Source organism: Pseudomonas tohonis (assembly GCF_012767755.2).
Taxonomy (GTDB): Bacteria; Pseudomonadota; Gammaproteobacteria; order Pseudomonadales; family Pseudomonadaceae; genus Metapseudomonas; species Metapseudomonas tohonis.
This window is the reverse complement of sequence record NZ_AP023189.1, coordinates 4,280,124-4,293,957: the sequence shown is the minus strand read 5'-3', so window position 1 is coordinate 4,293,957 and position 13,834 is coordinate 4,280,124. Positions and strand designations below refer to the sequence as shown.

Annotated in this window: 7 protein-coding genes; 5 read left to right on the top strand and 2 right to left on the bottom strand. The window is 63.2% G+C overall.

Annotation, left to right across the window (positions count from 1 at the left end; all coding sequences use genetic code 11):
• Positions 1-8: 8 nt before the first annotated feature.
• Together HSX14_RS19370 and HSX14_RS19365 are read left to right on the top strand one after the other, a co-directional pair.
• Positions 9-7,589, top strand: a complete 7,581-nt coding sequence (locus HSX14_RS19370; protein ID WP_175384275.1) for a two-partner secretion domain-containing protein — start codon at positions 9-11, stop codon at positions 7,587-7,589.
• 4 nt (positions 7,590-7,593) lie between these two features.
• On the top strand, positions 7,594-7,887 hold the full coding sequence (locus HSX14_RS19365) for a hypothetical protein (RefSeq protein ID WP_173179324.1): 294 nt from the start codon (positions 7,594-7,596) through the stop codon (positions 7,885-7,887).
• Between the two features lie 561 nt (positions 7,888-8,448).
• Here HSX14_RS19365 and HSX14_RS19360 read toward each other — a convergent pair.
• Entirely contained in the window at positions 8,449-9,075 is a 627-nt protein-coding gene (locus HSX14_RS19360) for a LysE family translocator (protein ID WP_173179326.1), read from the bottom strand.
• 72 nt (positions 9,076-9,147) lie between these two features.
• Positions 9,148-10,497, bottom strand: a complete 1,350-nt coding sequence (locus HSX14_RS19355) for an NCS2 family permease (protein ID WP_043243483.1) — start codon at positions 10,495-10,497, stop codon at positions 9,148-9,150.
• A 320-nt stretch (positions 10,498-10,817) separates the two neighbouring features.
• Between HSX14_RS19355 and HSX14_RS19350 the strand changes: the two genes are divergently transcribed.
• The 3 genes from HSX14_RS19350 to HSX14_RS19340 all read left to right on the top strand — a co-directional run bounded on the left by HSX14_RS19350 (position 10,818) and on the right by HSX14_RS19340 (position 13,823).
• Positions 10,818-12,122 carry a C4-dicarboxylate transporter DctA gene (locus HSX14_RS19350; RefSeq protein WP_173179328.1) on the top strand — a complete coding sequence of 435 codons (1,305 nt, stop codon included), beginning with the start codon at positions 10,818-10,820 and terminating at the stop codon, positions 12,120-12,122.
• A 72-nt stretch (positions 12,123-12,194) separates the two neighbouring features.
• Positions 12,195-12,893: a FadR/GntR family transcriptional regulator gene (locus HSX14_RS19345; protein ID WP_111263413.1), complete on the top strand. Its 699-nt coding sequence runs from the start codon at positions 12,195-12,197 to the stop codon at positions 12,891-12,893.
• Positions 12,894-13,052: 159 nt separating this feature from the next.
• A complete protein-coding gene (locus tag HSX14_RS19340; RefSeq protein WP_111263414.1) occupies positions 13,053-13,823 on the top strand; it encodes a GntR family transcriptional regulator in 771 nt (256 codons plus the stop codon).
• Positions 13,824-13,834: the final 11 nt, after the last annotated feature.

Genomic DNA, 13,834 nt, shown 5'->3' with positions numbered 1-13,834 from the left:
TCCAGTACATGGACGTTCGCAGCCCCTTCTTCCAGAACATCGCCACCGTCCTCGTCGGCGTGATGTTCCTCAACCCCATCGTCTCCACCGCCGCTGATCTCGCGGTGGACGCGGCCGCCGGTGGCAACACCAGCATCGGCAGCGCCGGCAACGGCGTGCCGGTGGTCAACATCGCCACGCCCAACGCCAACGGCCTGTCCCACAACCGCTTCACCGACTACAACGTCGGCCAGCAGGGGCTGATCCTCAACAACGCCACCGACAAGCTGCAGAACACCCAGCTCGGCGGCTACATCATCGGCAACGCCAACCTCAACGGCCGCGCCGCCGGCCTCATCCTCAACGAGGTCAGCGGTGGCAGCCCCAGCCAGCTCAAGGGCTACACCGAGGTGGCCGGGCAGGGCGCCCACGTCATCGTCGCCAACCCCCACGGCATCACCTGTGACGGCTGCGGCTTCATCAACACGCCCAAGGTCACCCTGAGCACCGGCAAGCCGGTGGTGGAGAACGGCCGCCTCGACCGCTACGACGTGGACGGCGGCGCCATCGCCATCGAGGGCGCCGGCCTCAACGCCGGCAACGTCGACCAGTTCGAGCTGATCACCCGCAGCGCGCAGATCAACGCCGAGTTGCACGCCAGGCAACTGGCCCTGGTCACCGGCCGCAACGAGGTGGACGCCGCCACCCTGGCCGCCACCGCCAAGGCCGCCGATGGCAGCGCACAGCCGCAACTGGCCATCGACAGCTCCGCCCTCGGCGGCATGTACGCCGGCGCGATCCGCCTGGTGGGCACCGAGCAGGGCGTGGGCGTGAAGCTGGCCGGCGACATGGCCGCCAGCGGCGGCGACATCCAGATCGACGCCAACGGCAAGCTGACCCTCGCGCGCACCGCCGCCAGCGGCGATATCGCCCTCAAGGCCACCGACATCGACCTGACCCGCGGCGCCTACGCCGGCGGCAAGGCCCGCGTCACCAGCGCCGGCACCGTCGAGGTGAAGGAAAGCCTGGCCGCCGCCGGCGACCTGAACCTGAATGCCGCGCGCATCGACAACCAGGGCCACCTGGAAGCCGGCGTGCGCGCCGACGGCAGTGCCAACACCGCCAGCGTCCTCGACATCCAGGGCGGCACCCTGGCCAACCGTGGCCAGGTGCTGGCCCAGGGCAGCCTGACCACCGACCTCACGACGCTCGACAACCAGGGGGCGCAGCTGGTCGCCGCCGGCTCCGCCCAGGTGAAGGCCCAGACCCTGCACAACCAGGGCGGCCAGCTCATCGGCCGGCAGGACCTGACGGTCGACGGCAGGCAGCTGGACAACAGCGGCGGCACCCTGGCCGCCAACCAGGCGCTGACCGTCACCGTCACCGATGAGGTGAAGAATCTCGGCGACGGCCTGATCCTCTCCAAGGCCGGCGGCCTGACCCTCAGCACCGCCGTGCTGGACAACCAGGGCGGCACCCTCCAGGCCGACAGCGGCGAGCTCAAGGCCACCGCCAGCACCCGCCTGGACAACCGCAGCGGCAAGGTCCTCACCGGCGACGGCACGCTGACCCTCGCAGCCGGTGAACTGCACAACCAGCAGGGCCGCCTCCATGCCCAGGGCGGCGCCCTCAAGGCCACCGTCGACAGCCTCGGCAACGGCCAGGGCCGCATCCAGGGCGACAGCGTCGAGCTCACCAGCAGCACCCGCCTGGACAACGGCCAGGGCCAGATCGTCGCCACCCAGGGCGACCTGGAGATTAAGCGCGGCGAAGTCATCAACGACGGCGGCCAGCTGCTCGCCAAGCAGGCGGTCAAGGTCGACGCCGACAGCCTGCGCAACCAGGGCGGCACCCTCGGCGGCGACAGCGCCAGCCTCAAGCTGGCCGGCAAACTGGCCAACGACGGCGGCCTGATCGAAGCCGGCAAGACCCTGAACCTCGACCTCGGCTCCGCCAGCAACGCCGGCGGCAAGTTGCGCGCCCTCGGCAGCACCGGCAGCAGCACCTTCGCCATCGGTGGTCGCTTCGACAACGACGGCGGCCTGGTGGAAATCGGCAACGCCGGCTTCACCCTCACCAGCGCCAGCCTCAGCAACCAGCAAGGCACCCTGCGCCACGTCGGCACCCAGGGCTTCGCCCTCAGCCTGGCCGATGCCGGGCAGGCCGGCGGCAGCTTCATCACCAACGGCGTGCTCAGCCTCGACGTCGCCGACTGGACCAACAGCAGCCTGCTCCAGGCCCAGCGCCTGGACCTCAAGGTCGGCACCTTCACCCAGACCGCCAGCGGCAAGCTGGTGTCCATCGACGACATCACCGCCAGCGGCGGCGACTGGACCAACGACGGCGCCATCGAAACCGAAGGCAGGCTGCAACTGGCCCTCAGCGGCCGCTACCAGGGCAACGGCAGCCTGAAGAGCCTGGGCGACCTGACCCTCAGCGCCGCCAGCGCCGAACTCGGCCAGGGCGCCCAGCTGCGCAGCGGCGGCAAGGGCGAGTTCCGCCTCGGCAGCAGCCTGGTCAACGCCGGCACCATCAGCACCGTGGGCGACGCCCTGCTGATCGTCGCCAGCCTCGACAACCGCGGCACCCTCGGCGCCGCGCAGAAGCTGCGCATCGAAGCCCCGACCCTGCTCAACCAGGGCCTGGTGTTCAGCGGCGCCGACATGGCCCTGCGCGCCAACAGCCTCACCAACCTCAAGGGCGACCTCTACAGCCTGGGCGCCCTGAGCGCCGCCAGGGATGATGCGAATGGGCAGATGGCGTTGCTGGAGAACCGCTCCGGCGGCATCGAATCCAGCGGCGACATGACCCTGCGCGCCGCCACCCTGACCAACCGCAAGGAGCTGTTCACTCCCGGCAAGACGCTGGTTGCCGGCTCCATCAGCGTGGTCTGCTACGACTGCAGCGGTGACCACCACAACGTCGACTACGTCGCCACCGAGCGCTTCGAAAACTCGGTGCTGGAAGACTCCGCCGCCTCGCGCATCCACAGCGGCGGCAGCCTCGATATCCAGGGCGGCGTCATCGCCAACCGCTACAGCAGCCTGAGCGCCACCGGCAACATCGGCATCCAGGGCACCAGCCTGGAAAACACCGGTGCCGCCAGCGGCATCATCGAGCGTGTACGCCGCTTCAATACCGGCCGCGTCACCGACGGCACCGACGAGCGTTTCCGCGACAACTACATCAACCCCTACAACGCCCAGCCGATGCCCAAGGAGGTACCCAGCGCGCTCTACAGCTGGGCGCTGACCAGCGACATCGAGACCCGCACGCCCACCGGTGTCGGCTCGCCGGCCATCATCCAGGCCGGCGGCAACGTCAGCATCCCGGCCACCCAGCCCATCACCAACGACTCGGTCCTGGCCAACCAGGCGCCCCAGGGCGGCAACGCCCAGAGCCTGGACAGCCAGGTGGGCCTGACCAGCCAACCGCTGGTGGTGCAGCTCAACGCACAGCTGGCGCCGGACCCCAACCAGCAGGCGGTCAACCCGCTGACACTGCCCGGCTTCGGCCTGCCCCAGGGGCAGAACGGCCTGTTCCACGTCAATGAAGGCCCCGGCCATCGCTACCTGGTCGAGACCCGCGCCGAGTTCGCCAACCTCAAGAGCTTCCTCAGCTCCGACTACATGCTGAGCCGCCTCGGCTTCGACGCCGACCAGGCACAGAAGCGCCTGGGTGATGGCCTGTACGAGCAGCGCCTGATCCGCGAAGCGATCGTCGCCCGTACCGGCAAGCGCTTCATCGATGGGCTCGCCTCGGACGAGGCCCAGTTCAAGTACCTGATGGACAACGCCATCGCCAGCAAGGAAGCCCTCAACCTCGCCCCGGGCGTGGGCCTGAGCGCCGAGCAGGTCGCCGCGCTGACCCACGACATCGTGTGGATGCAGGAGCAGGAGGTGAATGGCGAGAAGGTCCTGGTGCCGGTGCTCTACCTGGCCCAGGCCAAGGACCGCCTGGCCCCGAGCGGCGCGCTGATCCAGGGCCGCGACGTGGCGCTGATCAGCGGCACCACCCTCACCAACAGCGGCACCCTGCGGGCCAGCAACAACCTCCAGGCCTCGGCCCTCAACGTCAGCAACAGCGGCCTGATGCAGGCCGGCGAGCGCCTGTCCCTGCTCGCCACCGACAGCATCCGCAATGCACGTGGTGGCCTCATCAACGGCAAGGACGTCAGCGCCATCGCCCTCACCGGCGACATCACCAACGAGCGCACCATCAGCCAGGACGCCCGCAGCGGCAGGAACTTCAGCCAGCTCACCAGCGTGGTGGACAAGGCCGCCGGGATCGAGGCCAGCAACAGCCTGAACCTCTCCGCCGGGAAGGACATCCAGAACATCGGCGGCAGCCTCAAGGCCGGCGGCAACGCCACCCTGAAGGCCGGCAATGACCTGGTCATCGCCTCCGCTGCCGAAGAGAACGGCAGCATGCGCCAGGACAAGCGCCACTTCTGGAGCAACAGCAGTACGACTCAGCATGGCAGTGATGTGCAGATCGGCGGCAACCTGCAGGCCAGTGCCGGGCAGGATCTCGCCGTGATCGCCAGCACCGTCAAGGCGGGGGGCGATGTCAGCCTGGAGGCCGAGCGCGACGTCACCATCGCTGCGGCAGCCGACGAGACCAGCAGCGAATACCGCTACAAGCGCAGCGGCAAGAAGATCAACAAGGAAGACAGCACCATCCGCCAGCAGGCGGCGGTGATCGAAGCGGGCGGCGATCTCGATATCGAGGCGGGCGGCAACCTGCTGGTCAGTGCCAGCAAGCTCAAGGCCGGCGACGAGGCCTACCTGTACGCCGGCGAACAGCTGGCCCTGACCGCAGGGCAGGACAGCGACTACCACCTCTACGACATGAAGAAGAAGGGGGCCTTCGGCGCCAAGAAGACCCAGCGCGACGAAGTGACTGATATCCGTAATGTCGGCACCAGCATCATCACCGGCGGTGACCTCACCCTCGCCAGTGAAGGTGACCAGCTCTACCAGCGCGCCCACCTGGAAAGCGGCGGCAACCTCACCCTCGAAAGCGGTGGTGCCATCACCTTCGAAGCGGTGAAGGACATGCACCAGGAGAGCCATGAGAAGAGCAAGAGCAGCTTCGTGTGGAACTCCATGGAGGGCAAAGGCAAGACCGATGAAACGGTATTGCAGAGCCAGCTGATCGCTCAGGGCGAGATCGCCATCAAGGCTGTCGATGGACTGAAGATCGATATCAAGGAGATCAACCAGCAGAGCGTCAGCCAGACCGTCGATGCGATGGTGGCTGCCGACCCGCAACTGGCCTGGTTAAAGGACGTTGAACAGCGGGGCGATGTTGACTGGCGTCGTGTGAAAGAGATTCACGACTCATTCAAATATAGCCATTCGGGGCTAGGCGGTGGTGCGGCGATCATCATCGCGATCATCGTTGCCTACTTCACTGCAGGTGCTGCTAGTGGGCTCATTGGTAGCGCTGCGGGCGCGACGGCTGGTTCTGGCAGTGCGATGGCGGCTGCGGGTACAGCGGTTGGCTCCGCAGGTGCTGGCTGGGCAAATGTCGCACTTACTTCTGTGGTGACCTCTGCTGCGGGCTCGGCCGCTGTCAGCACAATTAATAACAGAGGGAATCTTGGCGCGGTCGTCAAAGACATCACGTCGAAAGATGCGATGAAAGGGTATGTCGTCACTGGGGTGACGGCAGGTTTGACCGCTGGGGTCTATGACAAGTGGACTAGTACGAATACTGCACCCACTACCACCAATGGTGTTCCCGGAAATACTGGGCTGACGCTGAATAGCGGGCAAGTCTCTGGGGTCGCACTGAATACGTGGTCCGGGGTAGGTAAGTTTGCCGCCAACCAAGCACTGCAGAATGGGACTTCTGCGCTAGTGAACAAGGCACTTGGGCAGGACGTCAGCCTGAACAATGTGTTGCAGAGCACCCTGTCCAGCACTTTCATGGCTGCGGGATTCAAATGGGTGGGTGATTTCAGTGATGCCAATCACCTATCTGAAGGCGGCCTTGCAAAGATCGGCCTACATGCGGTGATGGGTGGGTTGGCTGCAGAAGCTGCAGGAGGCGACTTCAAGACCGGAGCTCTGGCTGCTGGTGCAAACGAAGCCTTGGTCGGCTTGCTGGCTGAGCAGTACTCGCAGATGACCTTGGAGGAGCGAGGCCGCCTGCTGGTAATGAACTCGCAGGTGCTGGGTGTTCTCACAGCGGCAGCGCAGGGCGGGGATGAAAAAGCCATGCAGATTGGTTCTGCCGTGGCTGCGAACTCTACCCAGTACAACTTCCTCGGGCATCAGTCTCGGGAGCTGAGAGATAAGCTCCGGAAAGAGGTTGAACAGAACTCTAGTCTTGACGCTGCTCGGATGCTGATCGCCTTGGAAAAGGCCGATCAGCAAAGCGATGCGTTGCTGAATAAGTATGTGCTTGATCAGAACTCTTTGAGTGCTTCTGAGAGAAATACGCTGGCTGCTTATCTGAAGGTCTATGCCTATGAGCAGATGCAAAAGTACGGTAAGGAGACTGCGAGCCGGTTGGTAAATGCCTTGTTGACGGAAGGCAATCGGATGGTCGATTACGATCGGCTCTATGCAGGACTTTCGTCCGACAAGAGCAAGGAAGCAGAGCTAAGTCGCGAGGATGGCAAGAACTGGTACGAGAAGACCTTCTGGCAGCGCGATACCAGTAAAAACGAAGAGATCTATGCCAAAGCCAATGGCTTATTAAGGGAGCAAGCCGAACGGCAGGGGGAAGCCAATATTGGTCAGCCCGCGTTGTACGTACTGACAGGGCCGCTAGGAGCAGCAATCAGAGCTGCAAGTGTTGTAAATGGTGTTTATCAGCTGGACTACGGCGTAGAGCAGGCACTTGATGGCGATGCTTGGAACGCTGCGGGAAATATCGTCTTTGGTGCGTTGGGTGTCGCTGCTCTTGGATTCCCAGCCAAGCCTGCTGGAGGGGTTAAAGGTACGCCTGAGTGGGCCGCATCTGAGGGGGCGTATAGCGGAGCGCTTTCCGGGGAGTATGCTTCAGGGAAAATTACTGTTAACGGAAAGGTAGTAGGTGGTATCGATGAATTTAGTGTTGGGCCAGACCCAAAAGCAATTGGCTCGTCAGGTGCGAGTGCAGTTTCGGTGGGCGCCTCGAATAAAATTGACCCTAAACACCTCGAGCTTGTAACAGTTCATCCGAATGCGCACTCTATTGCTCGACATGGTGGAAGTGTGACTGATGATCAGTTAATGCATCGGGCGCTAACCGGTGTGGCGCCTGATGGTCACGTGAAGGTGGCTAATGGAAGAACCGTTCTTCCACCAATGTCTTCTGCATTCTATTCCGATCAACTGCTTATAAAAGCAGATCAAGCTGTCCGGAATGATGGGGCTTTGCAGGCAGTAATAGCGCGAAATCCGGGGCAGACTATCGTTACGGTGAAGCCGACTGATGTCGGTGATTTAGGTATTAGTCTCGGGCGTGGCTTTGAGCGAATTGCTGGAAGTAGGTTGAATTCAGATTTGCAAGGTGCTCCGAGAATGGTGGGTGACTTGAGAAGTGTGCAGGCGACCTATGAACTGAATCCCGTTACAAAAAAATGGGAAACAATAACTATATTTCCATCGAGATAGTGCTATGCAGAATTATTCGTTAATAAGAAATCTACTTGAGTCTATATTTTCGGTGGATGTTGGCTTGGATGAAAATGGTGCGCGTGCTGCCTTGGGGCGCGTGTTAAATGATGAGCGCCAACGAGCAAAAATAGAGAGCGAGTTGCACAGGCTTTTCAGTGATCAATCTGTTGTTTGGATGGAGTTGCTTGATAACGATAGCTATGTTGTTTATCCCGCAGACGATGAAGATGATGCTAAGAACTACATGGTGGAGATTCTTTGGGATAGGGTGTTTCCAAATACACCAGCCCCCTAGGTGCAAGAGAATGCTGCAGGAGCTCTAGATGTCGCGCTTATTTTGGATTTTTGGGCGTTTTAGTGTTGCTTGCGGGGTTGATTCTATTTATGGCTGGATATCAGCGGCTGCTCTAGGGGGTGAGAAATAATTCCTCCGCTACGTGTGAGATGATTCGTGGTGCGTGGGCTTTTAGTGAGGATGGTGCGCAAGGCTTAAGGTGTATTGATTGTGGCTGGTCATTATTTGCTATGCAGATTCCAGGGGCAGGAGCGATGAGTAAGAGTTATGATCTGCTTTGGTGAGGTTGTAAGGTGGGCTCATATAAGTACGGTTGCTGAGGTGTTAGGCTAGATTTCCTGGAGTCTAGAGTCGCTCTTAAAGAGGCGTTCTATTTTTTTTCGGTCAAGTAGTTGATGTTTACGAACTAAAAGGGCTCTTGATTTTGCTGGGAGTCGATACTTAATTCAGCCTGACTTTGCATGGAATTAGCAATTATTCGTTAACGACTGCAGCTAAGCCTTCACGCACCCATAAAAAAGTCCGGCATCCGCCGGGCTTCGTCATTTCAGGAGGGCCGTTTCAGCGGGATATCAACGCCGCCGTGCCCGCCGCACCGAACAGCCCGGCGCTGACGCGGTTGAACCAGGTCTGGCCTTCGCCGGAGCGCAGGTAGCGGGCGGCGGCGTGGGCGCTGAGGCCGTAGAAGAGCTTGCAGGCGAGGTCCAGCACGGCCCAGGTGGCGATCATCACCGAGAGTTGGCCCAGCAGCGGGCGGTCGGCGCTGATGAATTGGGGCAGGAAGGCGGCGAAGAAGAGGATGTCCTTGGGGTTGCTGGCGGCGAGGCCGAAGGCTTTCCAGTAGAGGGCGTGGAAGCCGGGGTTGACCGGTTGTTCCTCGGCCGCCACCGGTTTGGCAGCGTTGCGCGATTGCTTCCAGCTTTGCCAGGCGAGGTAGAAGAGGTAGAGCGCGCCGACGAGCTTGAGCAGGCTGAACAGCTGCTCGGAGGCCAGTAGCAAGGCGCCGAGGCCAAGTGCGGAGGCGGCGAGCAGGCCGGTGGCGGCGCTGACGCCGCCGAGGAAGGCGGGCAGCGAGCGGCGGATGCCGTAGTTGAGGCTGTTGCTGACCATCAGCAGGGACAGGGGGCCGGGGATGAGGATCACCACCAGCGCGGCGCTGCTGAACAGCAGCCAGGTTTCCAGGCTCATTCGCTCGTCTCCGGACAATGAAAAGGGCCCCGGCGTTTCAGCGCCAGGGCCCTTGGGTGTTGCGGAGCGAGCTTACAGGAAAATGAACTTGGCGACGAAGATGGCGCAAAGTGCATACAGGCTGGGCGATACCTCGCGGTATTTGCCGGTGCAGGCCTTCATCACCACGTAGGTCACGAAGCCCAGGGCGATGCCGTCGGCGACCGAGAAGGTCAGCGGCATCATGATGACGGTGACGATCGCGGGGATGGTTTCGGTGTGCTCGTCCCAGTCGATATGGGCCATGCCGCCCATCATCAGCATGGCGACGTAAATCAGTGCGCCCGAGGTGGCGTAGGCGGGGATCATGCCGGCCAGCGGGGCGAAGAACATCGCGGCGACGAAGAGGATGCCGACGGTGACGGCGGTCAGACCAGTGCGGCCACCGGCGGCGACGCCCGCGGCGCTTTCCACGTAGCTGGTGACCGGCGGTACGCCGAGCACGCCGCCGAACACGCTGGAGGCGCTATCGGCCTTCATGGCCTTCGACAGGTTCTCGATGCGGCCGTCCTCCTTCACCAGGTTCGCGCGCTGGGCCACGCCCATCAGGGTGCCGGCGGTGTCGAACATGTGCACGAAGAGGAAGGCCAGGATCACGCTGATCATGGTCACGTCGAACGCGCCGGTGATGTCCATGGCCATGAAGGTCGGGGCCAGGCTCGGCGGCATGGAGAAGACGCCGCCGAACTTGACGATGCCCAGGCCGACGCCGATCAGGGTGACGGTGAGGATGCTGATCAGGATGCCGCCGAACACGCGACGGTATTCCAGCACGGCGATCATCAGGAAGCAGATCGCGGCCAGCAGCGGTGCGGGGGAGGTGAGGTCACCGATGTGCACCAGGGTGCTGGAGTTCGGTACCACGATGCCGGCGGTCTTCAGGCCGATGAGCCCGAGGAACAATCCGACCCCCGCGCCCATGGCGAATCGAAGGCTGCTGGGGATGCTGTTGAGCAGCCATTCCCGGATGCGCGAGAAGGTCAGGATCATGAACAGCACGCCGGACAGGAACACCGCGCCGAGGGCGATCTGCCAGCTGTAGCCCATGGTGTTGACCACGGTGTAGGTGAAGAAGGCGTTGAGGCCCATGCCGGGTGCCAGGCCCACCGGCCAGTTGGCGTACAGGCCCATCAGGAAGCAGCCGAAGGCCGCGGCCAGGCAGGTGGCCACGAAGGCCGCACCGTGATCGATGCCGGCGTCCGCCATGATGTTGGGGTTGACGAAGATGATGTAGGCCATGGTGATGAAAGTGGTGAGGCCGGCGGCCAGTTCGGTTCTCACGGTGGTGCGGTGTTCGGTCAGCTTGAAGAGGCGTTCAAGCAGGCCTTTGGCGGGGGGGCTGGCAGCGTACGTTCCTTGTTCTTGTTGTTTGGTGCTTTCCACAGCAGGTACCTCTCATTTAGTTGTTTTTAGCTGTTCGGCCGGCTGGTTACCTGGGTCCCTTGCGCAGCGAAAAGCCTGAGGTTTGGTGCCTCACGGGGCGGTACGAATTTTCTGACTTTTGGGTCAAAAGTACGCAGTCGGATTATGTGTTTGTGTACAAAAAAGTCAATTAATGTTTGTCGGCTTGTGTGCAGCTTTTCGGGGGCATAGACTGCGCGTGCTGGACTGACCGGTAAGACCACAACAACAAAGCCTCCGGATCTCGCACAAGGGCGTAGCCGCGCCAGCGCTCCGGGGGCACCGCAACGGAGATTCCCCCCATGCTCAAGTGGTGCTCGCGCTCGATATTCCTGCAGGTCGTCATCGGCCTGGTCATCGGTATCCTCTGCGGTATCGGCTTCCCCGAGTTCTCGGCGCAGCTCAAGCCCCTGGGCGACGGCTTCATCAAGCTGATCAAGATGCTCATCGCGCTGATCGTGTTCTGCGTGGTGGTGAGTGGCATTTCCGGCGCGGGGGACCTGAAGAAGGTCGGTCGCATCGGCTTCAAGGCGGTGGTGTATTTCGAGGTGCTGACCACGGTGGCGCTGCTGATCGGCCTGCTGGTGGCCTATGGCGGCGGTCTGGGGGTGGGCGCCAACATCGACCTCGGCCAGTTGCCGGCCGGCGATGCCTCGCTTTACACCTCGCGCACCGGTGACCTGCACGGGCCGGTGGACTTCGTCATGGGGCTGATCCCGGCGTCCGTGATCGGCGCTTTCGCCAGCAACGACATCCTCCAGGTGCTGCTGTTCTCGGTGCTGTTCGGCTGCGCGCTGAACCAGGTGGGCGAGGCGGCGTCGGGCGTGGCCCGGCTGATCAACGAGATGAGCCATGTGATCTTCCGCATCATGGGCATGATCGTGCGCCTGGCGCCCATCGGCGTGTTCGGCGCCATCGCGTTCACCACCAGCAAGTACGGGGTCGATTCGCTGCGCCACCTGGGCGGCCTGGTGGTGGTGTTCTACGCCACCTGCGCGGTGTTCGTGCTGCTGGTGCTGGGGACCGTGCTGCGGGTTTCCGGGCTGCGCCTGTGGCCGTTCCTCGGCTACCTGCGCGAGGAGCTGCTGATCGTCCTCGGCACGGCCTCCTCGGACGCCGTGCTGCCGCAGATCATGCGTAAGCTGGAGCACCTGGGCATCCGCAGTTCCACGGTCGGCCTGGTCATCCCCACCGGCTACTCGTTCAACCTGGACGGCTTCTCCATCTACCTGACCCTGGCCATCGTCTTCATCGCCCATGCCACCGGCACGCCGCTGGCGATGAACGACCTGGTCACCATCCTGCTGGTGTCGCTGGTCACCTCCAAGGGCGCCCACGGCATTCCCGGCTCGGCCCTGGTGATCCTCGCCGCCACGCTCGCGGCCGTGCCAGCGATCCCCGTCGTGGGCCTGGTGCTGGTGCTGTCGGTGGACTGGTTCATGGGCATCGGCCGCGCGCTGACCAACCTGATCGGCAACTGCATCGCCACCGTGGCCATCGCCCGTTGGGAAAAGGACATCGACCTGGGCCGCGCCCGCAGCGTGCTGGCGGGCGAGCAGGGCTTTGCGTTCAAGGACCGCCTCGGCGCCAAGCCGACGGCGGATTGAGAAGGGCGTCGCCGGGCTGCATCATGCTGCGGCCCGGCCTGCCTGGTCCGGCTTCACAAGGAGGAAGGAACAGTGAACAGCTCATCGACCCTGGTGGGGTCCATCGTCCAGTCGCTGCGCGAGTCCATCGAGCAGGGGCGCTGGGCCGTCGGCGAGATGCTCCCGGGCCAGCGCGAACTGGCCGAGCAACTGGGCATCAGCCGGCCCTGCCTGCGCGAGGCGGTGACGGTGCTGGAAACCCTCGGCATGGTCCGCTCGCTGCCCGGCAAGGGCGTCCAGGTGATGGGGCGCGAGGCAGCGGAACTCGCCATCACGGCGCCCCGCGACCACAGCATCGAGGATGTGATCCAGCTGCGTTATGCCCTGGAGCCCTTCATCGTCGGCCTGGTGGCGCAATCCATCGCATCAAGCGACCTCGACCGCCTGCGCCTGCGCCTGATGGACCTGCGCGATGCCGCGGAGGACGACGACATGGATGCCTTCGTCGAGGCCTATATAGGCTTCCATCAGTTGCTGGGCTCGCTGACTACCAATCCCATCTTCCAGTCCCTGGTCACGCAGGCGGGGGCTGCGTTGGCCCGCAGCGACGCACTGCTGCGCCAGCGCGGTGACGAGTTGCAGGAACGGGTGCGCGAGCACGAGGCCCTGGTGCAGGCCATCCGTCGGCGCGACAGCCTGCTGGCCTCCTCGCTGATGCGTGACCACCTGGTCGCAGAAGGTCGCCGGATGGGGTTGCGCCTGGAGCTGCCGGAGGGCTCGAGGGCCCTGTAGGCGGGAGTCTGGGCGGGGTGGCAGTGCCTTTGTCCGGTCGGATTGTGTACAATGCGCACATTTTTCCGAGGCTTTACCCGCTGGACGCTGGCAATACGATGCCGACTCAGCGTAGTGTCAGCCCTATTCCCGCTTTCGAATCCTTCTACGTGGGCCCCCATGAACGACGTTGAACACAGTTTGAAGAAGCCGCCGCGTGCAGCCAAAGGCACGCGCAATGGCACCCAGGATGAAGTCGTCTACGCACATATCTTCGAAGCCATCCTCGAACAGCGCCTGGCCCCGGCCACCAAGTTGAGCGAAGAGGCCCTGGGCGAGATCTTCGGTGTCAGCCGCACCATCATCCGCCGCGCTCTGTCGCGCCTTGCCCACGAGGGCGTGGTGCTGCTGCGTCCCAACCGTGGTGCCGTCGTGGCCAGCCCGGGGGCCGAGGAAGCGCGGCAGATCTTCTACGCACGTCGCATGATCGAGCGCGCCATCACCGAACTGGCTTGCGTCAACGCCACTCCCGAACAGATCGCCGGCCTGCGCCAGATGGTCATCGAGGAGCGCGAGTGCTTCGCTCGTGGTGACCGCGGCATGGGCATCCGCCTGTCCGGCGAGTTCCACCTGAAGCTGGCCGAGGCCGCTGGTAACTTCACCCTGCTGGGCTTCCTGCGCAGCCTGATTTCGCAGACCTCGCTGATCATCGCCCTGTACGAGAGCAACAGCCGCACCCATTGCTCGGACGAGGAACACGACAAGGTCATCGACGCCATCGAGTCGCATAACGTCGAGGTCGCCGTCGACCTGATGATGCGCCACATGGACAGCGTCGACGCCAAGCTCAACCTCGAAGGCGAAACCGCCTCCGACGACCTGCACGCGGTGTTCTCGCACCTGCTGCAGAGCAAGAAGAAAAGCACCCGCGCTTCCTCGCGCAGCGCCTGAGCAGGGTGTGA

Coding starts and splice junctions, on each gene's coding strand:
- HSX14_RS19340 (WP_111263414.1), top strand. CDS start 13,053: ATGAACGACGTTGAACACAGTTTGAAGAAGCCGCCGCGTGCAGCCAAA.
- HSX14_RS19350 (WP_173179328.1), top strand. CDS start 10,818: ATGCTCAAGTGGTGCTCGCGCTCGATATTCCTGCAGGTCGTCATCGGC.
- HSX14_RS19370 (WP_175384275.1), top strand. CDS start 9: ATGGACGTTCGCAGCCCCTTCTTCCAGAACATCGCCACCGTCCTCGTC.
- HSX14_RS19360 (WP_173179326.1), bottom strand. CDS start 9,075: ATGAGCCTGGAAACCTGGCTGCTGTTCAGCAGCGCCGCGCTGGTGGTG.
- HSX14_RS19365 (WP_173179324.1), top strand. CDS start 7,594: ATGCAGAATTATTCGTTAATAAGAAATCTACTTGAGTCTATATTTTCG.